Raw genomic sequence first — 26293 nt, 5'->3', positions numbered from 1 at the left:
GATGTGACCGATAAAGTCGTTGTCATCACCGGCGGCAGCCGCGGCATTGGCCGCGCGACTGCGATCGCGGCGGCGGCGCGCGGCTTCCGCGTCGTCGTTGGCTATGCCAGCAACAAGCAGGCCGCCGACGAGGTGGTTTCCGCGATCGAAGCCAGCAACGGCAAGGCCATCGCGGTGAAATGCGACGTCGCCGAGGAAAGCGACATTCTCGAACTGTTCAAGCAGGCGGACAAATTCGGTACGCTCGGTGCGCTCGTCAACAATGGCGGCATCGTCGGCACCAGCGGTGTGCGCGTCGACGAGATGTCGGCCGAGCGCATCCGGCGCGTGATGGCGGTCAACGTCACCGGCTCGATCCTGTGCGCGCGCGAAGCGGTGAAGCGGATGTCGACCAGGCATGGCGGCCAGGGCGGCGTCATCGTCAATCTGTCATCGGTTGCCGCCAAGCTCGGCGCGCCGAATACCTATGTCGATTACGCCGCGTCCAAGGGCGCGATTGATTCCTTCACCGTTGGCCTCGGCCATGAGGTGGCCGGCGAAGGCATTCGCGTCGCGGGCATCCGCCCCGGCCTGATCGACACCGAAATCCACGCCTCCGGCGGCGAGCCCGATCGGCACCATCGTCTGGCCCATCTGGTGCCGATGAAGCGCGTCGGCACCGCCGAGGAAATCGCCAATGCCATCGTCTGGCTGATGTCGGACGATGCTTCCTACGTCACCTCAGCCATTCTCGATGTGTCCGGCGGACGCTGACGCGCCGGCGGACGCTGACACATCCTCATCACGCTAAACCTACGGGACTTTCTCTCATGGCATCCTACGATCTCGTCGTCATCGGCACCGGACCGGGCGGTTATGTCTGCGCGGTGCGTGCAGCGCAGCTCGGCATGAAAGTCGCCGTGGTGGAAAAGAACGCAACCCTCGGCGGCACCTGCCTCAATGTCGGCTGCATGCCGTCAAAGGCGCTGCTGCATGCCTCGGAGATGTTCGAGGAAGCCGCGCATTCCTTCGCCAAGATGGGCGTCAGCGTCTCGGCGCCGAAGCTCGAGCTTCCGGCGATGATGAACTTCAAGCAGCAGGGCATCGACGGCAACGTCAAGGGCGTCGAGTTCCTGATGAAGAAGAACAAGATCGACGTGCTCAAGGGCACCGGCAAGATCCTCGGCACCGGCAAGGTCGAAGTCTCGGCCGACGGCAAGTCGCAGATCATCGAGACCAAGAACATCGTCATCGCCACCGGCTCCGACATCGCGCGTCTCAAGGGCATCGATATCGACGAGACGCGCATCGTGTCGTCGACCGGTGCGCTGTCGCTGGACAAGGTCCCCGGCAAGCTTCTGATCGTCGGCGCCGGCGTGATCGGCCTCGAGCTCGGTTCAGTGTGGAAGCGGCTCGGCGCCGAAGTCGTCGTCGTGGAATTTCTCGATCGCATCCTGCCCGGCATGGACGGCGAGATCGCCAAGCAATTCCAGCGCATCCTGGAAAAGCAGGGCTTTGCGTTCAAGCTGGGGGCCAAGGTCACCGCGGTCGACACCTCCGGCAAGACGCTGAAGGCGACCATCGAGCCCGCCGCCGGCGGCGCGGCCGAGACGCTGGAAGCCGATGTCGTGCTGGTCTGCATCGGCCGCGTGCCGTACACCGACGGGCTCGGCCTGAAGGAAGCCGGTGTTGCGCTGGACAATCGCGGCCGCGTGCAGATCGATCCGCATTTCGTCACCAGCCTGAAGGGCGTCTATGCCATCGGCGACGTCGTTGCGGGCCCGATGCTCGCGCACAAGGCCGAGGACGAGGGCGTTGCGGTGGCCGAGATCATCGCAGGGCAAGCCGGCCACGTGAATTACGACGTCATCCCGGGCGTGGTGTATACCACGCCGGAAGTGTCCTCCGTCGGCAAGACCGAGGAAGAGCTGAAGCAGGCGGGCGTGGCTTATACCGTCGGGAAGTTTCCCTTTACCGCCAACGGCCGCTCCAAGGTCAATCAGACCACTGACGGCTTTGTGAAGATTCTCGCAGATGCGAAGACCGATCGCGTGCTCGGCGTGCACATTATCGGCCGCGAAGCCGGCGAAATGATCCATGAAGCCTGTGTTCTCATGGAGTTCGGCGGCAGTGCCGAAGATCTCGCGCGCACCTGCCATGCGCATCCGACCCGCTCGGAAGCCATCAAGGAGGCCGCGCTTGCAGTCGGTAAGCGGGCCATCCATATGTAGGCGATGCGCCCGGCGCCGAATCGGGCGGGACAACACATGCTGCGCCGCCTTCTTCAACCGGTCTGGGTCCTGCTGGCGATCATCTTCCTGATCGAAGCCTGGCTGTGGGACCATCTCGAACCGATCGTCGCGCGGGTTGTCGCCATCATCCCGCTCGCCCGGTTCAAGGCCTGGCTGTCGGATCGCGTCGATGCGCTGTCGCCGGCCATGACGCTGATCGTGTTCGCGGTCCCGATCATCCCGCTGTTTCCGCTCAAGCTGGTCGGCCTCTGGCTGCTCACGCATGAGTACTGGACAAGCGCGGTGTTCACGATCCTGTTCGCAAAGATGCTCGGCGTCGGCGTCACCGCCTTCGTGTTCGACGTCACGCGCGACAAGCTGTTGGAGATGGCCTGGTTCGAACGGCTCTATGAGCTGGTCTTGAGGCTGCGCGCCAAGGCCTCCGAACTCGTCGAGCCGATCAAGCAGCGTCTCAAGGATGTCGCCCGCGGCAACGGCGAAGGCTGGTCGTCACGCACGTTCCGCCTGATCCAGCGCTTCCGCAAGAGCGTGCACGAAGCGCGCTAGCTGTTTACCACACACTCGTTGTCATCGCCCGGCTTGACCGGGCGATCCAGTATCCCAGAAACCTCAATTGCTTGCGGAGAAGCCGCGGCGTACTGGATGCCCCGGTCAAGCCGGGGCATGACAGCTGATTTGCGGGAGCAACCCGTCGCCGTGTCGTACGAAATCCTACCCGTGCAGATGCAACAGATGCGGCCACCAGGCGCCGAGGATGGTCATCGCAAGGCCGGCGAGTGTCAGCAGCCCGCTGATATAAGCGAGCCCGATGATGCCGGTGATGATGGTCGCCGATGCCAGCACGATGCCGATCTGGAAGGCCGCCGACGCCAGCTCGAAATGATGATATTTCGCCGTGGCCTCGTCGCGCTCGTGCTCGGCCTCCTTGGCTTTCTCGGCGAGCTGCTCGGTGCCTTCGCCGGTCTCGGGCTCCGAGCGGTAGCGCGCCGCCGTCTTCTGCCAGTCGTCGATCTGCTTCTGCACCGCGGCCTTCATGGCGTCGTCGGTGGCGCTGCCCAATGTCAGCTTGCCCTGGTCGGCAGCGGTCTGGACGACGGTGCGGCGGATGCTCTTGGCCTGGAAGAAGGCCCACAGGTTGGAGGCCTCGACGTTCTTGCTGATCGATTCGGTCTGGGCGCCCTTGCCGAGCGTTTCCGAGATCGCCAGGAATAGCGCCAGCACGGCGATCAGAAGCGCGATCTTCCTGTTTTCGCCGGACGCGTGCTCGGCATGCTCGGCATGCTCCATGCTTTCATGTGCGCTCATAAATCCCTCCTGCCTTGGTTCGCCACGATTGACCGAACCGCGCGGACTGCGCAAGAGGCAAGGACGTTATGACGTCAGTGTGTCACCGCCGCGGATGCGCGCTGGCATAGACTTCCAGCAGCCGCTCGGAATCGATGCCGGTATAGATCTGCGTGGTCGAGAGCGAGGAATGGCCCAGCAATTCCTGGATCGCGCGCAGATCGCCGCCGCGCGACAACAAATGCGTGGCGAAGGAGTGCCGCAGCGCGTGCGGCGTGGCGCTGTCGGGCAGGCCGAGCGCGCCGCGCAGCCGCTCCATCGCCAGCTGGATGATGCGCGGGCTGAGCGGGCCGCCGCGTGCGCCGAGGAAGATCGGGCCCTCGGCGGGAAGAGGGTGCGGGCAGATCGCAACGTACTCGGCAACGAGCTCAAGCACGTTTTGCAGCACCGGCACCATGCGGGTCTTGTTGCCTTTGCCGGTGACGATCAGCACGTCGCCTTCGCCGGGCCGCGGCACCTCGCGGCGTTTCAGGCCGAGCGCTTCGGAGATGCGCAGGCCCGAGCCATAGAGCAGCGCCATCACGGCGGCGTCGCGGACCAGGACCCAGGTCTTGCGGTCCTCGCCCGCGCGCTCGTCGGCGTCGGCAAGGCGTTTTGCCGACGCCATCGGCAGCGGCTTCGGCAAGGTCTTTGCGACTTTGGGCGCGCGGATCGCCGACAATGCGCCGACCTTGCCCTTGCCCTCGCGCTCGAGGAAGCGGCCGAAGGAGCGCAGGCCCGCGAGCGCGCGCATCAGCGAGCGGCCGGCGATATCGTCGGCACGGCGCATCGCCATGAAGGCGCGAATGTCAGTGGCTTCGAGCGCGGCGAAGCGCTTGAGCGTGACCCGCTCGCCCCAATGATTGCTGAGAAAATCCAGGCATTGCCGCAAATCGCGGGTATAGGCCTCCAGCGTCTTCGGCGACAGCCGCCGTTCGGCGCCAAGATGCGACAGCCAGCGCGCCATCTCCTGCGCGATCGAGGGATCGGCGCTGGCGAGCTCGATTGCTGGGGCGGCCGCTTTGCTCATGCGCTCTGGACGTGGTGATTCCACTCAGTATATCGCATCACACCCGTTTACTGTTCGCTAAGGTCGGCGCGTGGCGCTAGCCTCAAGGCCCCTGGTTCCGATTCTCCGCCAAAGTCCATTGATGGATCATTCGCCAAGTAGCAGCACCGCCCCAACCAATGCGACCCGTATGGTCGACGTGCTGGTGCCGGTTGCGCTCGACCATGCCTATTCCTACCGCGTGCCGCGCGGCATGGAGCTGAAGGCAGGCGATCTTGTCACGGTGCCGCTCGGCCCGCGCGAGGTGCTCGCGGTGGTCTGGGCGGAAAATACCAATCCCGATCCACGCCTGCACAACCGCCTGAAGGACGTCAGCGAGAAGCTCGATCTTCCGCCGCTGAAGGCCGAACTGCGTTCGGTCGTCGACTGGGTCGCCAATTACACGCTGAGCCCGCGCGGCATGGTGCTGCGCATGTGCCTGCGGATGGGCGACAATCTTGGGCCTGAGCGGGTGCGCGCCGGCGTGCGCCTGGTCGGCGAGCCGCCGAAGCGGCTGACCCCGGCGCGGCAGCGCGTGATCGCGCTGCTGTCGGACCGGTTGCTGCACGGCAAGTCCGATGCCGCCAGGGAGGCTGGCGTCTCGGCCGGAGTGATCGACGGCCTCGTGGACGAAGGCACGCTTACGGTCGAGCCGCTGCCGCCGCCGCCACCGCCGCCTGCTCCCGATCCTGATTTTGGCCGGCCGGATTTTTCGCCGCTGCAGCGCGCCGGGGTCGATGCCATGCGCGCGCTCGCCGCCAACGGCAGCTTTCACGTCGCGCTGCTCGATGGCGTCACCGGCTCGGGCAAGACCGAGGTGTATTTCGAGGCGATTGCGGAGACCATCCGCCGCGGCAGGCAGACCCTGATCCTGATGCCGGAGATCGCGCTGACCGGCCAGTTCCTCGACCGCTTCGCACAGCGCTTCGGCGTGCGGCCGCTGGAATGGCATTCGGAGCTGACCCAACGCACCCGCGCGCGCAATTGGGCGGCGATCTCCGAGGGCAGCGCGCCGGTCGTGGTCGGCGCGCGCTCAGCGCTGTTTTTGCCTTACGGCAATCTCGGGCTCATTGTCGTCGATGAAGAGCACGACCAGGCCTACAAGCAGGACGACGGCGTGCACTATCACGCCCGCGACATGGCGGTGGTGCGCGCGCATATCGCCAAGATTCCGATTGTGCTGGCGTCGGCGACGCCGTCGGTCGAATCCGAGGTCAATGCGCGCAAGAAGCGCTATCAGCGCATTGCGCTGGCGTCGCGCTTCGGCGGCCAGCACATGCCGCATATCGAGGCGATCGATCTGCGCCGCGAGCCGCCCGCGCGCGGCCGCTTCATCTCGCCGCGGCTTGCCGGCGAGATCAAGATCGCGATCGAGCGGCGCGAGCAGGCGCTGCTGTTCCTCAATCGCCGCGGCTACGCGCCGCTGACCTTGTGCCGCGCCTGCGGGCACCGCTTCGCCTGCACCATTTGCGACGCCTGGCTGGTCGATCACCGCTTTCGCCAGCGGCTGGTCTGTCACCATTGCGGCTTCTCGATGCCGCGGCCGAATACCTGCCCGCATTGCGCGGCGGAGGAATCGCTCGTCGCGGTCGGTCCCGGCGTCGAGCGCCTGCAGGAAGAGGCGGCGGCGCTGTTCCCGGAGGCGCGCACCATGGTGCTGTCGAGCGATCTCATCGCCTCGATCGAGACCATGCGCTCGGAACTCGCCGACATTGCGGAGGGGCGCGTGGACATCATCATCGGCACGCAGCTCGTCGCCAAGGGTCACAATTTCCCGCGGCTCAACCTGGTCGGCGTGGTCGATGCGGATCTGGGGCTGAGCAATGGCGATCCGCGCGCGGCGGAACGCACCTGGCAATTGCTCAACCAGGTGATCGGTCGCGCCGGCCGCGAGCAAGGCCGCGGCGTCGGCTATCTGCAGACCCACCAGCCGGAACATCCCGTCATGAAGGCGCTGATCGCCTGCGACCGCGAGGCCTTCTACGACAGCGAGATCGATCTGCGCGAGCGCACGCTCTATCCGCCGTTCGGACGGCTCGCGAGCCTGATCATCTCCGCCGGCGACCGCCCGAGCGCGGAAGGCTTTGGCCGCAGGCTGGCTGCGCTGGCGCCACGCGACGAGCGCGTGATGGTGCTGGGCCCGGCGGAAGCCCCGCTCGCCGTGATCAAGGGCCGCTACCGCTTCCGCATTCTGGTGAAATCCGCGCGCGGTTTTGACCTGTCGGACTATTTGCGCAATTGGCTCGCGGTGTGCCCGAAACCGAAGGGCAATCAGAAGTTAGAGGTCGACGTCGACCCGCAGAGCTTTTTGTAGACGCTGCGCTGTAGCCCGGATGAAGCGAAGCGCAATCCGGGACAGCCGCTCCGTATGCACGAATCCCGGACTACGCTGCGCTCCCTCCGGGCTACGACAATGCAACAAAAAGCCCGCCGTCCCCCAAGACGGCGGGCTTGTTCACGCGCGCGGCAAGCTGCTCGTGCTGCGCGGCGCGTCGGGCGGTTAGGAGACGACCTCGGCGGTGACGCGGCCGACGCCGGCGCCGGTGAGGCCGATGGCGCGGGCAGCACCCGTGGAGAGGTCGAGCACCCGGCCGCGCACGAACGGGCCACGGTCATTGATGGTGACGATGACGCTGGAACCGCCATGGGTGACGCGCAGCTTGGTGCCGAACGGCAGGGAACGGTGCGCCGCGGTCATGGCGTTCTGGTTGAAGCGCTGGCCCGACGCGGTCTTGCTGCCGGACTCGTTGCCGTAGAACGAGGCCATGCCCGAAAAGGAGCGCCCGGTGCCCGAGGACGACGTGATGGACGCGTTGGCGTTGCGCCAATCGGAGGTCACGCTGGAATCGGTCTCGGCGGCGTGGTGGCGGTAATGGTGCGAGTAGTGGTGGTGATGCCTGGATTTGGCGGAAGCCTCGGTGGCAGTTCCACCGATGAGGAGAGTTGCAGCGGCGAAAGCGATCGCCGTACGCGGCCGGGTCACGAAGCCCAGCTTCATCAAAGACAGCATTTAGTGGTCCCTAAGCTAGTATTGCCACATATGTGGCTAGAGGAGCCCCCATCAGTTTGTGAGCGGGTTGGCGTTTCGTTGCGCAATGAGGCGTGAATTGGGCAGTAATTCCGCTATGTGTGCGGCTGAAACATCTTGTTACCGGCGCTGATATTCAACCAATGTTCCGTAATCTTTCGCTTTAACCAATTATTAACCTAACTATTACTTACGAATACTGTAAAATGAAGTTATCGCGGGCGGCATTTAGAATTCGGTAAGTATTCGGCGGGCGGACGGATTCACGGATCAGCGAGCCGTGTTCATGGCCGCTATGCGCTGAGGGCAGGAACGAATGGGCGCGCTTGCGACGGTAATGCTCGCGGCAATTCCGTGACACGGCAGGGCGACATGAAAGTCGGCGTGGACAGGTCGCCAACTGCGATGAACCGGCGACAGAACCTCGTGCCTTTAATTTGGCGTCATGTTGCACGTGCGCGCCTGCTATGTTAGCAAAGCCGCGATTTTAACGGTCCCGGCACGTCCCGTGCCGGCCGAAAATCGAAGTCCCGCTTGAATTCCAAGGGCTTGGATCGCTAGGCGCCGCTTTGTGGCGACGGTTTTTCCCTTGCGAATTTGACAGCTAAAAGAGCGCGTCTGTGGCTGCAGAAAATACCTCCGTTTCCGGTGTGTCCGGCCGTTATGCGACGGCCCTGTTCGAGCTGGCCCGCGACCAGAAAGTGGTCGACGAGGTCAATGCCGATTTGGGCCGGTTCGAGGGCCTCCTGAGCGAAAGCGCCGATCTGACGCGCCTCGTCCGGAGCCCGGTGTTCGCGGCCGAGACCCAGTCCAGGGCGCTTTCGGCCGTGCTGGACAAGGCCGGGATCGCCGGCATCGCCGCCAATTTCCTGAAAGTGCTGACCGCCAACCGCCGCCTGTTCGTGGTGGCTGACGTCATCCGCGCCTATCGCGCGCTCGTTGCCAAGTTCAAGGGCGAGGCGACCGCCGACGTCACCGTCGCGGAGGCGCTTTCGGACAAGAATCTCGACGCCCTCAAGGTTGCCCTGAAGTCGGTGACCGGCAAGGACGTCGCGCTCAACGTGAAGATCGATCCCTCGATCATCGGTGGCCTCGTCGTCAAGCTTGGCAGCCGCATGATCGATAGTTCGCTTCGCACCAAACTCAATTCGATCAAGCACGCGATGAAAGAGGCAGGCTGATGGACATCCGCGCCGCGGAAATTTCCGCGATCCTCAAGGACCAGATCAAGAATTTCGGCCAGGAAGCTGAAGTCTCCGAAGTCGGACAGGTGCTGTCCGTCGGCGACGGCATCGCCCGCGTCTACGGTCTGGACAACGTCCAGGCTGGCGAAATGGTCGAGTTCGAGAACGGCACCCGCGGCATGGCGCTGAACCTCGAAACCGACAATGTCGGTATCGTCATTTTCGGCGCCGACCGCGAGATCAAGGAAGGCCAGACCGTCAAGCGCACCCGCGCCATCGTGGACGCGCCGGTCGGCAAGGGCCTGCTCGGCCGCGTCGTCGACGCGCTCGGCAATCCGATCGACGGCAAGGGTCCGATCCAGGCGGACAAGCGCATGCGCGTCGACGTCAAGGCGCCCGGCATCATTCCGCGCAAGTCGGTCAACGAGCCGATGGCGACCGGTCTCAAGGCCATCGACGCCCTGATCCCGATCGGCCGCGGCCAGCGCGAGCTGATCATCGGTGACCGCCAGACCGGCAAGACCGCGATCGCGCTGGACACCATCCTGAACCAGAAGCCGCTCAACGCGCAGCCGGACGAGAACATCAAGCTGTATTGCGTCTATGTCGCGATCGGCCAGAAGCGTTCGACCGTTGCCCAGTTCGTGAAAGTGCTGGAAGAGCAGGGCGCGCTCGAATACTCGATCATCGTCGCCGCCACCGCTTCGGATCCGGCGCCGATGCAGTACATCGCGCCGTTCACCGGCTGCACCATGGGCGAGTACTTCCGCGACAACGGCATGCACGCCGTCATCATCTATGACGATCTGTCCAAGCAGGCCGTCGCCTACCGCCAGATGTCGCTGTTGCTGCGCCGCCCGCCGGGCCGCGAAGCCTATCCCGGCGACGTGTTCTATCTGCATTCCCGCCTGCTCGAGCGCGCGGCGAAGCTGAACAAGGACCAGGGCTCGGGTTCGCTGACGGCGTTGCCGGTCATCGAAACCCAGGCCAACGACGTGTCGGCCTACATTCCGACCAACGTCATCTCGATCACCGACGGCCAGATCTTCCTGGAAACCGATCTGTTCTTCCAGGGCATCCGTCCCGCGGTGAACGTCGGTCTGTCGGTGTCGCGCGTCGGTTCGTCGGCGCAGACCAAGGCCACCAAGAAGGTCGCCGGCAAGATCAAGGGCGAGCTGGCGCAGTACCGCGAGATGGCGGCGTTCGCGCAGTTCGGAAGCGACCTCGATGCCTCGACCCAGCGCCTGCTCAACCGCGGCTCGCGCCTGACCGAGCTGCTGAAGCAGCCGCAGTTCGCGCCGCTGAAGATGGAAGAGCAGGTCTGCGTGATCTGGGCCGGCACCAACGGCTATCTCGATCCGCTGCCGGTCAACAAGGTGCGCGCGTTCGAGGACGGGCTGTTGTCGCTGCTGCGTGGCAAGAACGTCGAGATCCTCAACGCGATCCGGGACAGCCGTGATCTCTCCGACGACACCGCCGCCAAGCTGAAATCGGTGGTCGAAGGCTACGCGAAGAGCTTCGCGTAACAGTTAGCCGTCATGGCCGGGCTTGTCCCGGCCATCCACGCGTCACCGCGTGGAGACGAAGACGTGGATGCCCGGGACAAGCCCGGGCATGACGATAAGATAGGGTCGCGGTCCAGCTACAGGCTGATCGCCGGGGTGAACGAAGAATGGCGTCACTTAAAGACATGCGGGTCCGCATCGCCTCCACCAAGGCGACGCAGAAGATCACCAAGGCCATGCAGATGGTCGCCGCGTCGAGATTGCGCCGCGCCCAGCAAGCGGCCGAGGCCGCGCGCCCCTATGCGGACAAGATGAGCGCGGTGATCTCGAACATCGCCGGCGCCGCCGCAGGCTCGCCCGGTGCGCCGATGCTGCTCGCCGGGACCGGCAGGGACCAGGTTCACCTGCTGCTGGTCTGCACCGGCGAGCGCGGCCTCTCCGGCGCTTTCAACTCCTCGATCGTGCGCCTGGCGCGCGAGCGTGCCCAGGCCCTGATCGCGCAGGGCAAGGAAGTGAAATTCTTCTGCGTCGGCCGCAAGGGCTACGAGCAGCTCCGCCGCCTGTTCGAGAAGCAGATCGTCGAGCATCTCGATCTGCGCGGCGTGCGTCAGCTCGGCTTCGTCAACGCCGAGGATATCGCCAAGAAGGTGCTGGCGCGTTTCGACGCCGGCGAGTTCGACGTCTGCACGTTGTTCTACGCGCAGTTCAAGTCGGTGATCGCGCAGATTCCCACCGCGCAGCAGATCATTCCGCTGGTCGTGGAAGAGAAGGCGGCGAACGCATCGTCGACATCCTACGATTATGAGCCGGAAGAAGACGAGCTTCTGTCCGGCCTGTTGCCGCGCAACATCGCGGTGCAGATCTTCCGCGCGCTGCTGGAAAACAACGCCTCGTTCTATGGCGCGCAGATGAGCTCGATGGACAACGCCACCCGCAATGCCGGCGAAATGATCCGCAAGCAAACCCAGATCTACAACCGAACCCGTCAAGCCCAGATCACCAAGGAGCTGATCGAGATCATCTCCGGCGCCGAGGCGGTCTGACGCACGAACCAAACGACGGTCGTTCAAGTCCAGAATTTCGAAGGAGAGCTTCATGGCTACAGCAGCTAACCAGATCGGTCGCGTCACCCAGGTCATGGGCGCCGTCGTCGACGTCCAGTTCGAAGGCCATCTGCCGGCCATTCTCAATTCGCTGGAAACCAAGAACGGCAACATCCGCCTCGTGCTGGAAGTTGCGCAGCATCTCGGTGAATCCACCGTGCGCACGATCGCGATGGACGTCACCGAAGGTCTGGTGCGGGGCCAGGAAGTCACCGACACCGGCCAGCCGATCGCGGTTCCGGTCGGCGACGGTACCCTCGGTCGCATCATGAACGTCATCGGCGAGCCGATCGACGAAGCCGGTCCGATCAAGTTCGACGGCAAGCGCGCGATCCATCAGGAAGCGCCGAGCTACACCGACCAGTCGACCGAAGCTGAAATTCTCGTCACCGGCATCAAGGTCGTCGATCTCCTTGCTCCCTATGCGAAGGGCGGCAAGATCGGCCTGTTCGGCGGCGCCGGCGTCGGCAAGACCGTGTTGATTCAGGAGCTGATCAACAACGTCGCCAAGGCGCACGGCGGTTATTCGGTGTTCGCTGGCGTCGGCGAGCGGACCCGCGAGGGCAACGACCTCTATCACGAGTTCATCGAGTCCAAGGTCAATGCCGATCCGCACAATCCGGATCCGAGCGTGAAGTCGAAATGCGCGCTGGTGTTCGGCCAAATGAACGAGCCGCCCGGCGCCCGCGCCCGCGTCGGCCTCACCGGCCTGACCGTCGCCGAGCACTTCCGCGACCAGGGCCAGGACGTGCTGTTCTTCGTCGACAACATCTTCCGCTTCACGCAAGCCGGTTCGGAAGTGTCGGCGCTGCTCGGCCGTATTCCGTCGGCGGTCGGTTATCAGCCGACGCTTGCGACCGACATGGGCGCGCTGCAGGAGCGCATCACCACCACCCAGAAGGGCTCGATCACCTCGGTGCAGGCCATCTACGTTCCGGCCGACGACTTGACCGACCCGGCGCCCGCGACCTCGTTCGCGCATTTGGACGCGACCACGGTGCTGAATCGCGCGATCTCTGAAAAGGGCATCTATCCCGCGGTGGACCCGCTCGATTCGACCTCGCGCATGCTTTCGCCGCTGGTCGTCGGTCAGGAGCACTACGACACCGCACGTCAGGTCCAGCAGGTGCTGCAGCGCTACAAGTCGCTCCAGGACATCATCGCCATTCTCGGCATGGACGAGCTTTCGGAAGAGGACAAGCTGACGGTGGCCCGCGCCCGCAAGATCGAGCGCTTCCTGTCGCAGCCGTTCCACGTCGCCGAAATCTTCACCGGCTCGCCCGGCAAGTTCGTCGACCTCGCGGACACCATCAAGGGCTTCCGCGGCCTCTGCGAAGGCAAGTATGATCACCTGCCGGAAGCCGCTTTCTACATGGTCGGCACCATCGAAGAGGCGATCGAGAAGGGCAAGAAGCTGGCCGCTGAGGCCGCCTAAGCTGGCGAATAGCGAAGAGGGAGTGGCGAATAGCTGCTCCCTATTTTGCCACTCGCCATTCGCTACTCACCATTCGCAGGTTTGTTATGGCCACCTTCCATTTTGATCTCGTCTCTCCGGAAAAGCTCGCATTCTCGGGCGAGGTCGATCAGGTCGACATTCCCGGCGTCGAAGGTGATTTCGGCGTGCTGGCGGGACATGCGCCGGTGGTGGCTGCGATCCGGCCCGGCATTCTCACCGTCACCAACGCCGGTAAGCACGAGAAGATCATTGTGCTCGGCGGTATCGCCGAGGTCTCCGAGAAGGGCCTGACCGTGCTGGCCGATGTCGCGACCTCGCTGGCCGAGCTCGACCGGGCCCAGTTCGCCGAGACCATTTCGGAGATGGAAGAAAACCTCAAGGAGCACGAGGGCAGCGAGCTTGATCTCGCCATCGAGCGGCTCGATCACTTCAAGAGCATTCAGCAGCAGCTCAATACGACAGCCATGCACTAAGCCCCGGGGTACCGCTCCGGGGCTTGGGACGCGAGATTCTTGAATAAGTTCAGCGCTCGTCACGGCCGTGGCGGGCGCTGAAACTTTGTTGCACCGCGCCGCCGATAGCGGCATTCTGCTCGCGGATTTTGTTCCAGGGGCCGGTCGCAGATGAAACGCAAGATCGCGGCGATTTTCGCGGCCGATATTGCCGGTTATTCGAGGCTGGTCGCGGAAGACGAGGAGGAGACGCTGCGGCGTCTCGCGTCCTATCGCTCCGTCGTCGACGATTTCATCGCCAAGGCGAACGGACGCATCTTCAACACGGCCGGCGATGCCGTGCTCGCGGAATTCCCGAGCGCGGTCGACGCGGTGCGCTGCGCGATCGACATCCAGGAAAGCTTGCGGACCCGCAACATGGCTTATCCGCCGAGCCGGCAGATGTCGTTTCGCATCGGCATCACCATCGGTGACGTGGTCGAACGCGACGGCGATCTTCTCGGCGACGGCGTCAACATCGCGGCACGGCTGGAAGGCCTCGCCGAAGTCGGCGGCATCTGCATCTCCCGCGCCGTGCACGAGCAGGTCGCCAACAAGCTGTCGGTGCAGTTTGCGGATATCGGCGCGCAGGAGGTCAAGAACATCCCGACGCCGGTGCACGCCTACATGGTGGCGATGCGGCGCGAGGACGGTACTTACGCAACGCCGCAGATCAAGAAGGTGGCGAAGGCCGCACCCGCGCCGAACTGGATGTGGCCGCTGGTGGTCGGCGTGGTCTCCGTCGTCGCGATCGGTGTCAGCGGCTTCCTCTATTTCACCAAGCTCGAGACCAGCAAGGACGGATCCTCTTCCGTCGCGGCGGTGCCGAGCCCGGTGGTGACGGCGTCACCCAGCCCAACACCCACGACGGCTATGAAGGCGCCGATGCCCATGCCGACGCCCACCCAAAGCGCGGCGGCTGCGGCCACGCCGTCGCCGCCGGCCGCCTCAGGCGGCAAGTTTTCCGCTGACAGCGTGCCCTTCATCAGCGACCGCGCCCGCGGCTTTCTCAGTAATGAGTACGCGGCATCCAACGATTACAAAGCCTACGCCCTGAATATTGCCGGGTTCAGCGGGACCGGCCTCAACCAGCCGAGCGAAGAAGCAGCGCGCAACATGGCGCTCGATCAATGCCAGAAGCGTGCGGATGCCGCGCAATCGCCGCGACGTTGCGAGCTTTACGCCGTCGGCAATTCGGTCGTCTATACGCATGGCAAGCCGCCGATGCCGCCGCAACCCTGGCTTCGGCACGATGCCACGACCGAGCATCCGTTCGCGTCGAAGGATTTTCCGATGGTGCGCGATGCGACAAAGGTACGCCTCGAAAACATGTTTGCACCGGCCGCGAAATCCCGCGCGGTCGCGCTCGGGCCGGGTGGCCAGTACTTCATGACGCTGGGCGCTCCATCGGTGGACGAAGCGACGCGGCGATCGCTGGAATCCTGCGGTGCGCTCGCCGGGGTTGCCTGCATGGTTGTTGCGGTCGACGACAATTTCGTCGTGCCGATCCCCACCCTGCTCAGGGTCACCGGCTTCTTCCACGCCGCGAGCAATTCGTCGATCGTCGCCGATGCGCGCGACGATGTCGTGCGCAAGCTCGGCGACGCCATGGGCTGGAATGCGGTCGCCGTCGGCACCTCAGGCCGCCCGGGCCTCGGCCTCAAGGCCGCGGACGAGCAGACCGCGGTCAACGCCGCGCTCGCCGATTGCGTCAAGCACGACAGCGACTGCCACGTGATCGCGATCGGCCCGTTCACGGTCGGGCCGACGAATTAGAGCTGATGGACGAGGCTCGCTTGGCGCTCCGACGAAGCTGCGTTCCCTCTCCCTTGTGGGGGAGGTTTTCTCTGCGGCCATCCTTCGAGACGCCCGCCTTTGGCGGACCCTCAGGATGAGGACCGAGTGTGCGGCAGCAGTTTCGACGAGCTGCGATTGCGCTTAGCCTCATCCTGAGGAGACCGCGAAGCGGTCGTCTCGAAGGACGAGGCGCGCCGCGCCTGTTTTCGCGATTTCAAATCTTGCTGGCGAAGCGCGCGAACTGCTTCGCCACCACCTGATAGACCTCGCGCCGGAACGGCACGACGAGATCGGCGACCCGATCGAGATTTTCCCAGCGCCACGCATCGAACTCCGCAGGCTGTCCGTTGCGCGGCGTCAAAGGGTCGATCTCGTCATCGCGACCGGTGAAGCGCAGCGCGAACCATTTCTGGCGCTGGCCGCGGAATTTCGCCAAGCGATGGGTCTGCGGTCCGTCGTAAGGCGGGAATTCGTAGGTGAACCAATCGGTCTCGCCAAGATAGTCCGCGCTTGTGACGCTGGTTTCTTCCCAGAGCTCGCGGATCGCGGCGTCGCGCAGGTTCTCGCCTTCGTCGACGCCGCCTTGCGGCATCTGCCAATCGAGGCCGGGCAGGATGATCTCTGGCCCATCGCCTTTGAAGCGATGACCGATCAGGACACGGCCATCGGTGTTGAACAGCGCGATCCCGACATTGGGACGGTAGGGCTTTTGATCAGTCACGGACTTCTTTCTTCGCTTATCCCCAGACACGCGATCGCGCACCTGAGGTCCTGCTTCGCATGTCCGGGATTGACGGCGTAATCACTGCTCCGCGAGCGCGGAGAATTCCTTCACCACGCGCTCATAGACCGGGCGCTTGAAAGGAATGATCAGCTCGGTCAGGTTCTTCATCGGCTCCCAGCGCCAGTTCACGAACTCGGCCTTGTGGCCGCCGCCGGGATTGGCGACGTTGATCTCGCTGTCCTTGCCGGTGAAGCGCACCGCGAACCATTTCTGACGCTGGCCGCGGTAGCGGCCCTTCCAGGCGCGGCCGGCGACCGTGCGCGGGATGTCGTAGATCAGCCAGTCCGGCACCTCGCCGAGCCGCTCGACGGAGCGCACGCTGGTCTCTTCATAGAGCTCGCGCTTGGCGGCCTCCCAGGTGTCCTCGCCGGGATCGACGCCGCCCTGCGGCATCTGCCAGACATGGGTGTCGTCGACATGCTCGATGCCGCCGGCGCGGCGGCCGATGAACACCAGGCCCTTGTTGTTGATCAGCATCACTCCGACGCAGGTTCGGTAGGGCAGATCCTCATAACGCGCCATTCCGCCAGACCTCTCGCGTACTGCCGGCCGGCCTGTCGAGCCCTGGGACCACTGCCGTGCCAATTCGTTGATTTAGCTGGATTTTGATTTCAGCATCGCGGTTGTCAATGGCACCAAAAGGATACCCCGGTCACTCAAAGTTTTGGTCCAGGCGCCGACCCGCTCGATCGAGACAGGGAGGGCTGAGGCGGTGCCGACCGCGACACCCCGCTCGCGCGCGACCGATTCGAGCTTGTTCAGGGCCCGGTCGATCTCGGCCGGGGTTGGCACCGCGTCGATGGCGATGTCGCCCTTGCCGAACGGAACCGCCAGGCTTCCCGCGACCTGGGGCGCGATGCTGCGCGGCGAGGAGCCATCGTCGAAGAAGCCGAGCCCGCGCCTGGAGGCTTCGCGGATGATCGGTTGCATCGCCGCCTCGGTTGCCACGAAGCGGGCGCCCATGAAATTGGTGATGCCGGCGTAGCCCTGCATCCGGCTCAGGTGCCAGTACAGGCGGTCCGTGTTCTGGTCGACGGTCAGCGAGGTCAGCAGCGTCTGCGGGCCCGGATCATTGTCCGGGAAATCGTAGGGCTCCATCGGAATCTGGAGGAAGATCTCGTGGCGCTGGGCGCGGGCCCGCTCGGCGAGCTTGCCGGGATCGGAGCCATAGGGCGTGAAGGCCAGCGTCACCGCCGCAGGCAGCTTCATGATAGCCTCGGTGGTCTTGGCGGCACCGACGCCGAGGCCGCCGATCACGATCGCGACCACTGGCATTTTCGCGGCCTTGGCGCGGTCGGCCTCGGCCGCGTAGACGTTGAACGGCTTCAGATCCCCCGACATCGCCGGGATCATGCCGTAGCGCGACTTCTCCAGTAGTTTGGAGTCGATCCCGGCCACGACGGCCGGTGCCGCGGAGGCAGCCTCGCCCTTGTCGGCGGCGTCGCCACCGCCGATCACCACGTCGTGGCGTGCGCCGGTGGAGCCGTCGATCATGGTGACGGTCTTGTTCTCGCCGGAGGAGGTCTGCTTCGGCGCCTCCTTGGTGTCGTGCTTGCTCTCTTGTTTGCTCTCCTGCCCATGTCCGGCCGGTTCCGCGGCGGGTTTCGCGTCGGTAGTCTTCGGGTCGCGGATCGCAAGCCGGGTCATCGGCTCGCCGCCAAGCGGATCCTTGTTGAAGATGGCGAAGCCGGCGAAGGCGGCCAGGAACAGGCCGAGCAGCATGGCCAGCGCCTGCATGGCCGTGAACGGCAGCCGCAGCCGGCGTTTTCGGCGCGGCTTGTCCTGTCCGAGTGGGGTGCTCAGATCATCGGTCATTTCAGTCATGCGCGATCCCGAATCACTGGCGCCGACGATACCACGCCGGGGTCAGGCGGCGGCAGGCCGGGATAGGCCGGAGAGCGCGTGAAACGCCCAAGCAAAAAGGGCGGCTCCGGGAGCCGCCCTTTGTCGAGAGATCAGTGAAGCGACGAGCTAGTTCGCCGCTTTGGGCTTGTCGGTCGGCGTGCCCTTGTTGTCGCTGCCCGGCGTGGGCGCCGCGGAGGCGCTGCTCTTGATGCCGTGGAGCAAATCGTCGGCGAGCTTGAGCGCCTTGTCGTCCTTGGCGTCCGGCGGGACATAGGACTGCGAGCCGGTCTTCTCGTCGCCGTCGTTCTTGAGATGGCCACGCAGCGAGGCCTCGCCCTTGGTGTCGGTGCGGGACTTCAACTCATCCGGCACGTCCTGAAGCACTTCGATATCGGGCACGATGCCCTTGGCCTGGATCGACTTCCCCGACGGCGTGTAATAACGCGCCGTGGTCAGACGCAGCGCGCCGTTACCCGAGCCGAGCGGGATGATGGTCTGCACCGAGCCCTTGCCGAACGAGCGCGTGCCGACGATGGTCGCACGCTTGTGGTCCTGCAGCGCGCCGGCGACGATCTCGGAGGCCGAAGCCGAGCCGCCGTTGACCAGCACGATGACCGGCTTGCCCTTGGTCAGGTCGCCCGCGTGGGCGGTGCGACGCTGGGTCTCCTCGGCATTGCGGCCGCGGGTCGAGACGATCTCGCCCTTCTCCAGGAAGGAGTCGGACACGGTCACGGCTTCCTCGAGCAGGCCCCCCGGATTGTTGCGGAGGTCGATGACGTAGCCCTTGAGCTTGTCGCCGATCTGGCTCGAGAGGTTGGCGACCTCCTTCTTGAGGCCCTCGGTGGTCTGCTCGTTGAAGGTGGTGATGCGGATATAGGCGATGTCGTCGGCCTCGACGCGCGCGCGCACCGAGCGGACGCGGATGTTGTCGCGCACCAGCGTGACGTCGATCGGATTGTCCTGGCCCTTGCGGACGATCTTGAGCTTGATCTTGGTGTTGACGGGGCCGCGCATCTTCTCGACGGCCTGGTTCAGGGTCAGGCCCTGCACCGCCTCGTCGTCGAGATTGGTGATGATGTCGTTGGCCATGACGCCGGCGCGCGAAGCGGGCGTGTCGTCGATCGGCGAGACCACCTTGATCAGGCCGTCTTCCATGGTGACCTCGATGCCGAGGCCGCCGAACTCACCGCGGGTCTGCACCTGCATGTCGCGGAAGCTCTTGGCGTCCATGTAGCTCGAATGCGGATCGAGGCCGGAGAGCATGCCGCTGATGGCGGATTCGATCAGCTTGGTGTCGTCGGGCTTCTCGACATAGTCGGAGCGCACGCGCTCGAAGACGTCGCCGAACAGATTGAGCTGGCGATAGGTGTCCGCGGTCGCGGCTCGCGCGCTGGAGCCGATGAACACCGCGCGCGGCTGGGTCACGAACAGCGTCAGCGCCGCACCGGTGGCCGCGCTGAGGAGGATAACTGAAGTCTTGCGCATCATCCGCGAACCTTCTCGCCTTCATTTGCGGCCCACCATGGGCCTGGATCGATTGGAGTGCCGTCTTTGCGGAACTCGACATACAGCACAGGTTGACTCGCGTTCGTGGCAAGAATGGAGGCGACTTGAGATGTCGACCCCATGGTCGCGACCGGCTCTCCCGTGAGCACGAACTGGCCGATGTTTACCGAAATGCGCTCCATCCCGGCGATCAGGACATGATACCCGCCACCGGCATTGAGGATCAAGAGTTGTCCATAGCTGCGGAACGGACCGGCATAGACCACCCAGCCGTCGCACGGCGTCGTGACCTGGGAGCCGGGCCGGGTAGCCAGCGAAATGCCCTTTTGCACCCCGCCGATCCCGTCGGAACCGCCAAAGTCCCTGATCTTGTTACCGTTAACCGGCAAGGGCAGCAGGCCCTTGGCCGAGGCGAACAGGATCGCCGGGCTGGTTCGGGAGCGGTCCTTGAAAGTGCCCGGGCCGGGCTTGGCGCTCGCCGCCGCCTTTGCTTCGGCCTGCTTGGCGGCCTCGGCCGCCTTCTCAGCCGCCTTGGCGGCGCTTTGCAGGTCCTGCTCCATCTTGACGATCAGGCCCTGGAGGTCGCCGACCTGTTTTGACAGCGTAATCGCGCGCGAATTTTCGGCGTCGAGGTCCTTTTCCCGCGCCGCCTGCTGGCGCTGCCGCTCGTCGACCAGCGCCGTAAGCCGGGTCTGGTCATTGCGGACCCTGTCGCGGTCGGAGGCGAGCTGGTCGCGCTCGGCGGCGATGGTCTTGCGCAAGGCCACGAGTTCGCCGAGCTCGCCTGCGATCTTTTCGGCGCGGCCGCGCAATTCCGGCACCACGGCGCCGAGCAGCATGGCGGTGCGCAGCGATTGCAGCGCATCTTCCGGCCGCACCAGCAGCGCCGGCGGGCTGCGCCGTCCGGCGCGCTGCAACGCCGCCAGCACCTCGACGATGTCGGCGCGGCGCGAATCGAGCGAGGCGCGCGTCGCCTGCTCGCGGCCGTTCAACGTGCGCAGCCGCGCTTCGGCTTCGTCGATCTTGGTCTCGACGGTGCGTACGTTGGCCGCGGTGTCGATCAATTGCTGATTGAGCTGGGTACGATCCTGGCCGAGCGACGTGATCTCGGCCTTGAGCTTGGCCTGCGCCTCCTCCGCGCTCTTCTGCCTCGCGCGCGCGGCTTCCAGTTCCTGCTCGCGTTGCTTGATGGCGTCGGGCGAGATCGCTGCGGTCTGTGGCGCCGGCGTTGCCGTCTGGGCTTGCGCGAGGCTTGCGCCGGCGAAGCCCGCAATCAGCAACAAATTGAGAATCGGCGCGCGCATCGCTTTTGACAAAGGTGCTCGTTGTGGCGCGCATCACGCGCGGTGATAGGGATGGCCGGCCAAAATGGTGGCGGCCCGATAAAGCTGTTCCAGAAGCATGACGCGGACCATTTGATGCGGCCAGGTCGCAGAGCCGAACGCAATCGCGAGCTTGGCCTTACGGCGCAATTCGGGCGAAAGTCCGTCCGCCCCTCCGATCATGAAGATAGTATGACCGGCGCCCTCGTCGCGCCAGCGCCCGAGATGCCGTGCGAATATGGTGGAATCGAGATTTTGTCCGCGTTCGTCCAGCGCCACCAGGATCGATTTCTCCGGGATATGCGCGGAGATCGCTGCGGCTTCCTCAGTCATCCGCGTCGCGGCGTCGCGCGCGCGGCTCTCTGGAATTTCGTGGACGTTGAGCTCGCGGAAACCGAGCTTGCGGCCGACCTCGTCGAACCGCTCGAAATAGCGCTCGGCAAGCTCCCGTTCGGGGCCTTGCTTCAGCCGGCCCACCGCGATGACAATGACACGCATGAGTCCTTAAGGTGCTTGAGGGTCGTGCCTGGAGATCGCGCGCATCCCGCGCGCGCACGACGCTAGCATGCGCGTCAGCCGATTCGTTATCGGCCTGTAGCCTCTAGATCGCCTTCGCCGCCCCTGGGCCCTGAGTGTACAATCTCTCGAGACTGTAGAACTCGCGGACCTCGGGTCTGAACACGTGCACGATCACATCGCCGGAATCGATCAGCACCCAGTCGCAATTGGGCAAGCCCTCGACGTGGATGTTCTTGAGACCGGTTTCCTTGAGGCTCTTCGTGACGTTCTCCGCGATCGCGCCAACGTGCCGGTTGGCCCGGCCCGTGGTGACGATCATGTAGTCGGAGTAGGCCGATTTGCCGCGAAGATCGATGGTGACCGTCTCTTCCGCCTTCATGTCCTCGAGGCGGGAGAGGATCAGGCTCAGGGTCTTGTCGGCGTCGGGTTGCGCCTTCAAGGCCGCAGCTTTGGTCGATGTTTTACGCGCCGGTTTCGTTGCCTTGGGTAAAACAGACTTGGGTGAAGCTGTCTTTGACAATACAGACGTGGCCAGGGACCATTCCTTTCACTGTATCGCGAACGCCGAATCCGGCCTTCGCTGGTTACACTACATCATGTGGGGTTAAGGGTTTCAATATGCCAGAGAGCCCCTAAAGCCCGCGCATTCTGTCTCACTTCGTACCTTTCCAGCTCCCGTCCGGGTTCCGTAAGCCGGTCGAGGAGAGATTCAGCTTCAATCCGGTCAGAAAAACCCAGGCCGGCGCCGGCCGGTCCGCAAGCAGGGCTGCCTCATTCTCCGGCAGGCGATAGCGCGCAAGCGCCTGGGCGGCGGGCGAGGCAAGGGCGCGAAAACTCTGGGGCGGGCGATCGATGACCGCCATCGGCACCTGGTCGGCGATGCGCCGCCAGTGCTGCCAACGATGGAATTGAGCGAGATTGTCGGCGCCCATGATCCAGACAAAGCGCAAGCCCGAGAGGCGGCGGCGCAAGGTGTTGATCGTGTCGATAGTGTAGCGGGTACGGATGACGGATTCGAGACAGCTCACCTCGATCCTGGAATCGTTGGCCATGTCGCGCGCCGCCTGCATGCGCTCGCCGAGCTCGTGCAGCGTGCCGTTCTCCTTCAGCGGATTGCCCGGCGTTACCAGCCACCAGACGCGGTCGAGCTGCAATCGCTTCAGCGCGAACTGGCTGATGGCGCGATGGGCCTGGTGCGGCGGATTGAACGAGCCGCCGAGCAGTCCGACGCGCATGCCCTCGGTGTAGGGCGGTATGGCCTGCGCGAAGAAGCGCGGCGCGACGAAATTGTTACTCAATGTTCGCGCCTCGCGACGTTGCTTACGGCCGTGTCTGCCCGGTGCCGTGGACGCGATATTTGAAGCTCGTCAATTGTTCTGCGCCGACCGGCCCGCGGGCATGGAATCTGCCGGTGGCGATGCCGATCTCGGCGCCGAAACCGAACTCGCCGCCGTCGGCGAACTGCGTCGAGGCATTGTGCAGCACGATCGCGGAGTCGACCTCGCTCAAAAATTTCTTCGCGGCAGCGTCATCCTGGCTCACGATCGCGTCGGTGTGATGCGAGCCGTGGTTCTGGATATGCGCGATCGCGCCGTCGACGCCGTCGACCAGCTTCGCCGCGATGATCGCGTCGAGATATTCGGTGTCCCAGTCGTCTTCGCTGGCGGGTTTTACGCGTGCATCGATGTGCTGGACCGCGTCGTCGCCGCGCACTTCGCAGCCGGCTTCGATCAGCATCTCGATCAGCGGCTTCAGGCTGCTCGCGGCAGCGGCGCGATCGACCAGCAGCGTCTCGGCCGCGCCGCAGACGCCGGTGCGGCGCATCTTGGCATTGAGCACGATCGACTTCGCCATGGCGAGGTCGGCGCTGGCATCGATGTAGACGTGGTTGACGCCTTCGAGATGCGCAAACACCGGCACGCGCGCTTCCGCCTCGACGCGCGCGACCAGGCTCTTGCCCCCGCGCGGCACGATGACGTCGATGGCGCCGTTCAACCCGGCCAGCATCATGCCCACCGCCGTGCGGTCGCGCGTCGGTACCAGCGTGATGGCGGCCTCGGGAAGACCCGCATCACGCAGGCCCTGCACCAGGCATTCATGGATGGCGCGGCAGGAGCGGAAGCTGTCGGAGCCGCCGCGCAGGATCACGGCATTGCCGGCCTTGAGGCACAGCACGCCGGCATCCGCCGCGACATTGGGGCGGCTTTCGAAGATCACGCCGACGACGCCGAGCGGCACGCGCACGCGCTCGATGGTCATGCCGTTCGGGCGCTGCCAGCTCTCGGTGACGATTCCGACCGGATCGGCGATGCCGCGGACGACACCGATGCCCTCGGCCATCCCCTCGACCCGCGCCGGGCTCAGCGTCAGCCGGTCGATGAAGGAGGAGGTGGCGTTGCCCGAAGCGCGGGCCTCGGCGACATCCTCGGCATTGGCGGCGAGGATCGCTGCCGCTTTGCCGCGGATCGCCCGCTCCATGGCCTCAAGCGCCCGGTTCTTCTGCTCCGGCGGCGCCAGCGCCAGCACGCGCGCGGCAGCGCGAGCACGGGTACCGAGATCGGTCATCAGCGCCGCAAGATCGGCATTGCCGTCGACGGCTTTGAGGGGGCGGCCATGGGAGTTCGAACCTTCTGCTAAGGCAGTGTCCTAGCACGGAAATCCCGCTTTTGCGAAGGGCCGGGCGGGTATGGCAGGGCTTCGGGAGGTGGGTTCGGGCTCGGGCACTGGCTCAGCCGCCGCGTCATGGTTGGGCTTGATCCGGCCATCCACGTCTTTGCCGCAAGGAAGAACGTGGATGCCCGGGACAAGCCCGGGCATGACGGTTTGGGCGCCTGCCGAGCGCTATCCGCCCACCACGAGATCGTCGCGGTGGATCATCTCGGACCTGCCGCTGATGCCGAGAATGGCCATCACGTCCGGGGAGGAGCGGCCCTTGATCCGCTCGGCGACCTCGGCGTCATAGGCGATCAGGCCGCGGCCGACCTCGCTGCTGTCGGGGCCGCGGACGATCACGGCATCGCCACGGGCGAACTGGCCCTCGACCTTGATCACGCCGGCCGGCAACAGGCTGGCGCCGGCGCGCAGCGCCGTGACGGCGCCGGCGTCGATGGTCAGCGTCCCCTTCGGCTCCAGTGTCCCCGCGATCCAGCGCTTGCGCGAGGTGATGGGGTTGGCCGGCGTCAGGAACCAGGTGCAGCGGCCGCCATCGGCGATCGCCTGCAGGGGATGCTCGATCTTGCCGGAGGCAATCAGCATATGCGTGCCGCCGGTGGTGGCGATCTTGGCCGCTTCGACTTTGGTGCGCATGCCGCCGCGCGATAGTTCGGACTCGGCATCGCCCGCCACCGCCTCGATCTCCGAGGAGATGCTGTCGACCACCGGAATGAGCCTGGCGTTCGGATTGTTCTTCGGCGGGGCGTCGTAGAGCCCGTCGATGTCGGACAGCAGCACCAGCAGGTCGGCGCTCGCCATGGTGGCGACGCGCGCGGCGAGGCGGTCATTGTCGCCGTAGCGGATCTCGTTGGTGGCGACGGTGTCGTTCTCGTTGATCACGGGGATCGCGCGCCACTCCAGCAGCTTGCCGATGGTGGAGCGGGCATTGAGATAGCGGCGGCGCTCCTCGGTGTCCTGGAGCGTCACCAGGATCTGGCCGGCGCCGATGCCGTGCGCGCCGAGCACCTCCGACCAGATCCGCGCCAATGCGATCTGGCCGACGGCCGCCGCCGCCTGGCTCTCTTCCAGCTTCAGTGCTCCGCGCGGCAGCTTAAGCCGGCTGCGGCCGAGTGCGATCGAGCCCGACGACACGACGAGGACGTCGCGGCCCTCGCGGTGCAGTTTGGCCATGTCGTCGGCGAGCGCGGCCAGCCAGGCGGCGCGCACTTCGCCCTTGTCGGAATCCACCAGAAGGGCGGAGCCGACCTTGACGACGATGCGGCGGAATTGGCTGAGTTCAGGGCTGGCCATGGCGCGTGCGTATTGTTTTCACCGGGGAAACGGCGCAGCGAAAGCCGGCGCCGGTAAGGCCTGCTTTTGCAGCAGGACGATGGCCGGCGCAAGGCGGCCGGCCCGGTAAACGGCACCAAGGTCGGCCTTGTCTTGGGCGCCGGCCCGGTTCTAATGCCTGCAAGCAATAACGGGCCGAAAGAGGAAACGCATGGATCGCCGCAAGTTCATGGCCGGATGTCTCGGGGGATATCTCGGCCTGCCGCTGCTGGCGCAGGCGGGCGATGCGCGAGCGCAGGCCGGGCTCACGAAGATCATCTTTCCGTTCGCGGCAGGAGCGGGCGGCGACACGCTGTGTCGCTTGATTGCCCAGGAGATGGCGCCGGTGCTGCAACGGACCATGGTGGTCGAGAACCGCACCGGCGGTGACGGCCTGATCGGCATCAAGGCGGTGAAGGGCGCCAATGCCGACGGCAGCATGGTGCTGGTGACGACAGGGCCCACCATGTACCTGCTGCCGATGGTGGAGACCACGCCGAGCTTCAATACCGCGAAGGATTTCATGCCGGTGTCGCTGCTGGCGCGGTTCGAATTCGCGCTCGTGGTCGGTCCGGCTATGGATGTCGACGACTTCAAGGGATTCGTGGCGTGGCTGAAGGCGCATCCGGACAAGACCTCGTTCGGCGTGCCGAGCAACGGCACCATTCCGCATTTTGCCGGCTCGAAGCTGGAGAAGGACCTCGGCATTCCCTTGACCCGCGTGCCCTATCGCGGCAGCGCGCCGATCCTCAATGACATCATCGGCGGCCACATCTCGTTTGGTATTACGACATTGGCCGATGCGCTGCCGCAGCACCGCGCCAAGGGCGTGACGATCATCGGAGTCTCCAGTGCGGAACGCTCGCCGTTTGCACCCGAGGTACCGACGCTGAAGGAGAGCGGCATCGATCTCGTCGCGGATGCCTGGTACGGTATGTGGCTCCCCGCCGGCAGCCCACCGGAGTTTGCCGGCAAGCTCGGCGCCGCCGCGAGCGCCGCGCTTGCCAAGCCGGAGGTGAAGGAGAAGCTCACGGCGATCGGGCTGATTCCGGTCGGGTCGACGCCGGAAGGATTGACGAAGGAGCTCGCAGCGAACGTCGCGTTGTGGCAGCCGATCGTCAAGGCGACGGGATATAAGATCGAGAATTGAACTCGGGGCGGCACCACGCG

The 26293-nt window shown here is 65.0% G+C and carries 24 protein-coding genes; 11 read left to right on the top strand and 13 right to left on the bottom strand.

The window, feature by feature from the left end:
- Positions 1 to 3: 3 nt before the first annotated feature.
- The 3 genes from AB8Z38_RS22305 to AB8Z38_RS22295 are packed head-to-tail and all read left to right on the top strand — an operon-like array spanning position 4 to position 2777.
- On the top strand, positions 4 to 753 hold the full coding sequence (locus AB8Z38_RS22305; RefSeq protein WP_369719956.1) for an SDR family oxidoreductase: 750 nt from the start codon (positions 4 to 6) through the stop codon (positions 751 to 753).
- A gap of 56 nt (positions 754 to 809) precedes the next feature.
- On the top strand, positions 810 to 2210 hold the full coding sequence (gene lpdA / locus AB8Z38_RS22300; RefSeq protein WP_369719955.1) for a dihydrolipoyl dehydrogenase: 1401 nt from the start codon (positions 810 to 812) through the stop codon (positions 2208 to 2210).
- A 36-nt stretch (positions 2211 to 2246) separates the two neighbouring features.
- Complete coding sequence (locus AB8Z38_RS22295; protein WP_369719954.1) at positions 2247 to 2777, top strand: hypothetical protein; 531 nt, start codon at positions 2247 to 2249, stop codon at positions 2775 to 2777.
- A 165-nt stretch (positions 2778 to 2942) separates the two neighbouring features.
- Here the strand turns inward: AB8Z38_RS22295 and AB8Z38_RS22290 are convergent, their stop codons facing one another.
- Both AB8Z38_RS22290 and AB8Z38_RS22285 read right to left on the bottom strand, forming a co-directional pair.
- Positions 2943 to 3536, bottom strand: coding sequence for a DUF4337 domain-containing protein (locus tag AB8Z38_RS22290; protein WP_369719953.1), 594 nt, complete (start codon positions 3534 to 3536; stop codon positions 2943 to 2945).
- An 82-nt stretch (positions 3537 to 3618) separates the two neighbouring features.
- Positions 3619 to 4584, bottom strand: coding sequence for a tyrosine recombinase XerC (locus AB8Z38_RS22285; protein ID WP_369719952.1), 966 nt, complete (start codon positions 4582 to 4584; stop codon positions 3619 to 3621).
- A gap of 121 nt (positions 4585 to 4705) precedes the next feature.
- Between AB8Z38_RS22285 and AB8Z38_RS22280 the strand changes: the two genes are divergently transcribed.
- On the top strand, positions 4706 to 6916 hold the full coding sequence (locus tag AB8Z38_RS22280; protein ID WP_369719951.1) for a primosomal protein N': 2211 nt from the start codon (positions 4706 to 4708) through the stop codon (positions 6914 to 6916).
- Between the two features lie 186 nt (positions 6917 to 7102).
- Here AB8Z38_RS22280 and AB8Z38_RS22275 read toward each other — a convergent pair whose 3' ends face one another.
- Entirely contained in the window at positions 7103 to 7612 is a 510-nt protein-coding gene (locus AB8Z38_RS22275) for a septal ring lytic transglycosylase RlpA family protein (RefSeq protein ID WP_369719950.1), read from the bottom strand.
- Positions 7613 to 8250: 638 nt separating this feature from the next.
- Between AB8Z38_RS22275 and AB8Z38_RS22270 the strand changes: the two genes are divergently transcribed.
- The 6 genes from AB8Z38_RS22270 to AB8Z38_RS22245 all read left to right on the top strand — a co-directional run bounded on the left by AB8Z38_RS22270 (position 8251) and on the right by AB8Z38_RS22245 (position 15145).
- A complete protein-coding gene (locus tag AB8Z38_RS22270) occupies positions 8251 to 8811 on the top strand; it encodes a F0F1 ATP synthase subunit delta (RefSeq protein ID WP_369719949.1) in 561 nt (186 codons plus the stop codon).
- A complete protein-coding gene (gene atpA / locus AB8Z38_RS22265) occupies positions 8811 to 10340 on the top strand; it encodes a F0F1 ATP synthase subunit alpha (protein WP_369719948.1) in 1530 nt (509 codons plus the stop codon). The genes AB8Z38_RS22270 and atpA overlap by 1 nt, the downstream gene beginning before the upstream one ends.
- Before the next feature lie 146 nt (positions 10341 to 10486).
- Positions 10487 to 11362: a F0F1 ATP synthase subunit gamma gene (locus AB8Z38_RS22260; RefSeq protein ID WP_369719947.1), complete on the top strand. Its 876-nt coding sequence runs from the start codon at positions 10487 to 10489 to the stop codon at positions 11360 to 11362.
- A gap of 52 nt (positions 11363 to 11414) precedes the next feature.
- The gene (gene atpD, locus AB8Z38_RS22255) at positions 11415 to 12857 is read left to right on the top strand and encodes a F0F1 ATP synthase subunit beta (protein WP_369719946.1); all 1443 of its coding nucleotides are present in this window, start codon (positions 11415 to 11417) and stop codon (positions 12855 to 12857) included.
- An 86-nt stretch (positions 12858 to 12943) separates the two neighbouring features.
- Positions 12944 to 13351: a F0F1 ATP synthase subunit epsilon gene (locus tag AB8Z38_RS22250; RefSeq protein WP_369719945.1), complete on the top strand. Its 408-nt coding sequence runs from the start codon at positions 12944 to 12946 to the stop codon at positions 13349 to 13351.
- 150 nt (positions 13352 to 13501) lie between these two features.
- A complete protein-coding gene (locus AB8Z38_RS22245; RefSeq protein WP_369719944.1) occupies positions 13502 to 15145 on the top strand; it encodes an adenylate/guanylate cyclase domain-containing protein in 1644 nt (547 codons plus the stop codon).
- Positions 15146 to 15380: 235 nt separating this feature from the next.
- Here AB8Z38_RS22245 and AB8Z38_RS22240 read toward each other — a convergent pair whose 3' ends face one another.
- The 10 genes from AB8Z38_RS22240 to proB all read right to left on the bottom strand — a co-directional run bounded on the left by AB8Z38_RS22240 (position 15381) and on the right by proB (position 25105).
- Entirely contained in the window at positions 15381 to 15887 is a 507-nt protein-coding gene (locus tag AB8Z38_RS22240; protein ID WP_369719943.1) for an RNA pyrophosphohydrolase, read from the bottom strand.
- A gap of 81 nt (positions 15888 to 15968) precedes the next feature.
- Positions 15969 to 16472, bottom strand: coding sequence for an RNA pyrophosphohydrolase (locus tag AB8Z38_RS22235; protein WP_369719942.1), 504 nt, complete (start codon positions 16470 to 16472; stop codon positions 15969 to 15971).
- Between the two features lie 72 nt (positions 16473 to 16544).
- Positions 16545 to 17774 (bottom strand): divergent polysaccharide deacetylase family protein, encoded by a 1230-nt coding sequence (locus AB8Z38_RS22230; RefSeq protein WP_369719941.1) that lies wholly within the window; start codon positions 17772 to 17774, stop codon positions 16545 to 16547.
- A 147-nt stretch (positions 17775 to 17921) separates the two neighbouring features.
- Positions 17922 to 19283 carry a S41 family peptidase gene (locus AB8Z38_RS22225; protein ID WP_369719940.1) on the bottom strand — a complete coding sequence of 454 codons (1362 nt, stop codon included), beginning with the start codon at positions 19281 to 19283 and terminating at the stop codon, positions 17922 to 17924.
- Positions 19280 to 20605 (bottom strand): murein hydrolase activator EnvC, encoded by a 1326-nt coding sequence (locus AB8Z38_RS22220; protein WP_369726572.1) that lies wholly within the window; start codon positions 20603 to 20605, stop codon positions 19280 to 19282. Before AB8Z38_RS22220 ends, AB8Z38_RS22225 begins: the two co-directional genes overlap by 4 nt.
- A gap of 33 nt (positions 20606 to 20638) precedes the next feature.
- The gene (gene rlmH, locus AB8Z38_RS22215) at positions 20639 to 21121 is read right to left on the bottom strand and encodes a 23S rRNA (pseudouridine(1915)-N(3))-methyltransferase RlmH (RefSeq protein WP_369719939.1); all 483 of its coding nucleotides are present in this window, start codon (positions 21119 to 21121) and stop codon (positions 20639 to 20641) included.
- A gap of 103 nt (positions 21122 to 21224) precedes the next feature.
- A complete protein-coding gene (gene rsfS / locus AB8Z38_RS22210) occupies positions 21225 to 21581 on the bottom strand; it encodes a ribosome silencing factor (protein ID WP_369719938.1) in 357 nt (118 codons plus the stop codon).
- Between the two features lie 214 nt (positions 21582 to 21795).
- On the bottom strand, positions 21796 to 22440 hold the full coding sequence (locus tag AB8Z38_RS22205; RefSeq protein WP_369719937.1) for a nicotinate-nucleotide adenylyltransferase: 645 nt from the start codon (positions 22438 to 22440) through the stop codon (positions 21796 to 21798).
- 22 nt (positions 22441 to 22462) lie between these two features.
- On the bottom strand, positions 22463 to 23707 hold the full coding sequence (locus AB8Z38_RS22200; RefSeq protein WP_369719936.1) for a glutamate-5-semialdehyde dehydrogenase: 1245 nt from the start codon (positions 23705 to 23707) through the stop codon (positions 22463 to 22465).
- Between the two features lie 276 nt (positions 23708 to 23983).
- Complete coding sequence (gene proB / locus AB8Z38_RS22195; RefSeq protein ID WP_369719935.1) at positions 23984 to 25105, bottom strand: glutamate 5-kinase; 1122 nt, start codon at positions 25103 to 25105, stop codon at positions 23984 to 23986.
- 190 nt (positions 25106 to 25295) lie between these two features.
- Between proB and AB8Z38_RS22190 the strand changes: the two genes are divergently transcribed.
- A complete protein-coding gene (locus tag AB8Z38_RS22190) occupies positions 25296 to 26273 on the top strand; it encodes a Bug family tripartite tricarboxylate transporter substrate binding protein (protein WP_369719934.1) in 978 nt (325 codons plus the stop codon).
- The last annotated feature ends 20 nt before the right edge of the window (positions 26274 to 26293 follow it).

The sequence above is a fragment of the Bradyrhizobium sp. LLZ17 genome, from assembly GCF_041200145.1.
Taxonomy (GTDB): domain Bacteria; phylum Pseudomonadota; class Alphaproteobacteria; order Rhizobiales; family Xanthobacteraceae; genus Bradyrhizobium.
This window is presented reverse-complemented; position numbering and strand designations above follow the sequence as displayed.

Coding starts and splice junctions, on each gene's coding strand:
- lpdA (WP_369719955.1), top strand. CDS start 810: ATGGCATCCTACGATCTCGTCGTCATCGGCACCGGACCGGGCGGTTAT.
- AB8Z38_RS22295 (WP_369719954.1), top strand. CDS start 2,247: ATGCTGCGCCGCCTTCTTCAACCGGTCTGGGTCCTGCTGGCGATCATC.
- AB8Z38_RS22290 (WP_369719953.1), bottom strand. CDS start 3,536: ATGAGCGCACATGAAAGCATGGAGCATGCCGAGCATGCCGAGCACGCG.
- AB8Z38_RS22285 (WP_369719952.1), bottom strand. CDS start 4,584: ATGAGCAAAGCGGCCGCCCCAGCAATCGAGCTCGCCAGCGCCGATCCC.
- AB8Z38_RS22280 (WP_369719951.1), top strand. CDS start 4,706: ATGGATCATTCGCCAAGTAGCAGCACCGCCCCAACCAATGCGACCCGT.
- AB8Z38_RS22275 (WP_369719950.1), bottom strand. CDS start 7,612: ATGCTGTCTTTGATGAAGCTGGGCTTCGTGACCCGGCCGCGTACGGCG.
- atpA (WP_369719948.1), top strand. CDS start 8,811: ATGGACATCCGCGCCGCGGAAATTTCCGCGATCCTCAAGGACCAGATC.
- AB8Z38_RS22260 (WP_369719947.1), top strand. CDS start 10,487: ATGGCGTCACTTAAAGACATGCGGGTCCGCATCGCCTCCACCAAGGCG.
- atpD (WP_369719946.1), top strand. CDS start 11,415: ATGGCTACAGCAGCTAACCAGATCGGTCGCGTCACCCAGGTCATGGGC.
- AB8Z38_RS22250 (WP_369719945.1), top strand. CDS start 12,944: ATGGCCACCTTCCATTTTGATCTCGTCTCTCCGGAAAAGCTCGCATTC.
- AB8Z38_RS22245 (WP_369719944.1), top strand. CDS start 13,502: ATGAAACGCAAGATCGCGGCGATTTTCGCGGCCGATATTGCCGGTTAT.
- AB8Z38_RS22235 (WP_369719942.1), bottom strand. CDS start 16,472: ATGGCGCGTTATGAGGATCTGCCCTACCGAACCTGCGTCGGAGTGATG.
- AB8Z38_RS22230 (WP_369719941.1), bottom strand. CDS start 17,774: ATGACTGAAATGACCGATGATCTGAGCACCCCACTCGGACAGGACAAG.
- AB8Z38_RS22225 (WP_369719940.1), bottom strand. CDS start 19,283: ATGATGCGCAAGACTTCAGTTATCCTCCTCAGCGCGGCCACCGGTGCG.
- AB8Z38_RS22220 (WP_369726572.1), bottom strand. CDS start 20,605: ATGCGCGCGCCGATTCTCAATTTGTTGCTGATTGCGGGCTTCGCCGGC.
- rlmH (WP_369719939.1), bottom strand. CDS start 21,121: ATGCGTGTCATTGTCATCGCGGTGGGCCGGCTGAAGCAAGGCCCCGAA.
- AB8Z38_RS22200 (WP_369719936.1), bottom strand. CDS start 23,707: ATGACCGATCTCGGTACCCGTGCTCGCGCTGCCGCGCGCGTGCTGGCG.
- proB (WP_369719935.1), bottom strand. CDS start 25,105: ATGGCCAGCCCTGAACTCAGCCAATTCCGCCGCATCGTCGTCAAGGTC.
- AB8Z38_RS22190 (WP_369719934.1), top strand. CDS start 25,296: ATGGATCGCCGCAAGTTCATGGCCGGATGTCTCGGGGGATATCTCGGC.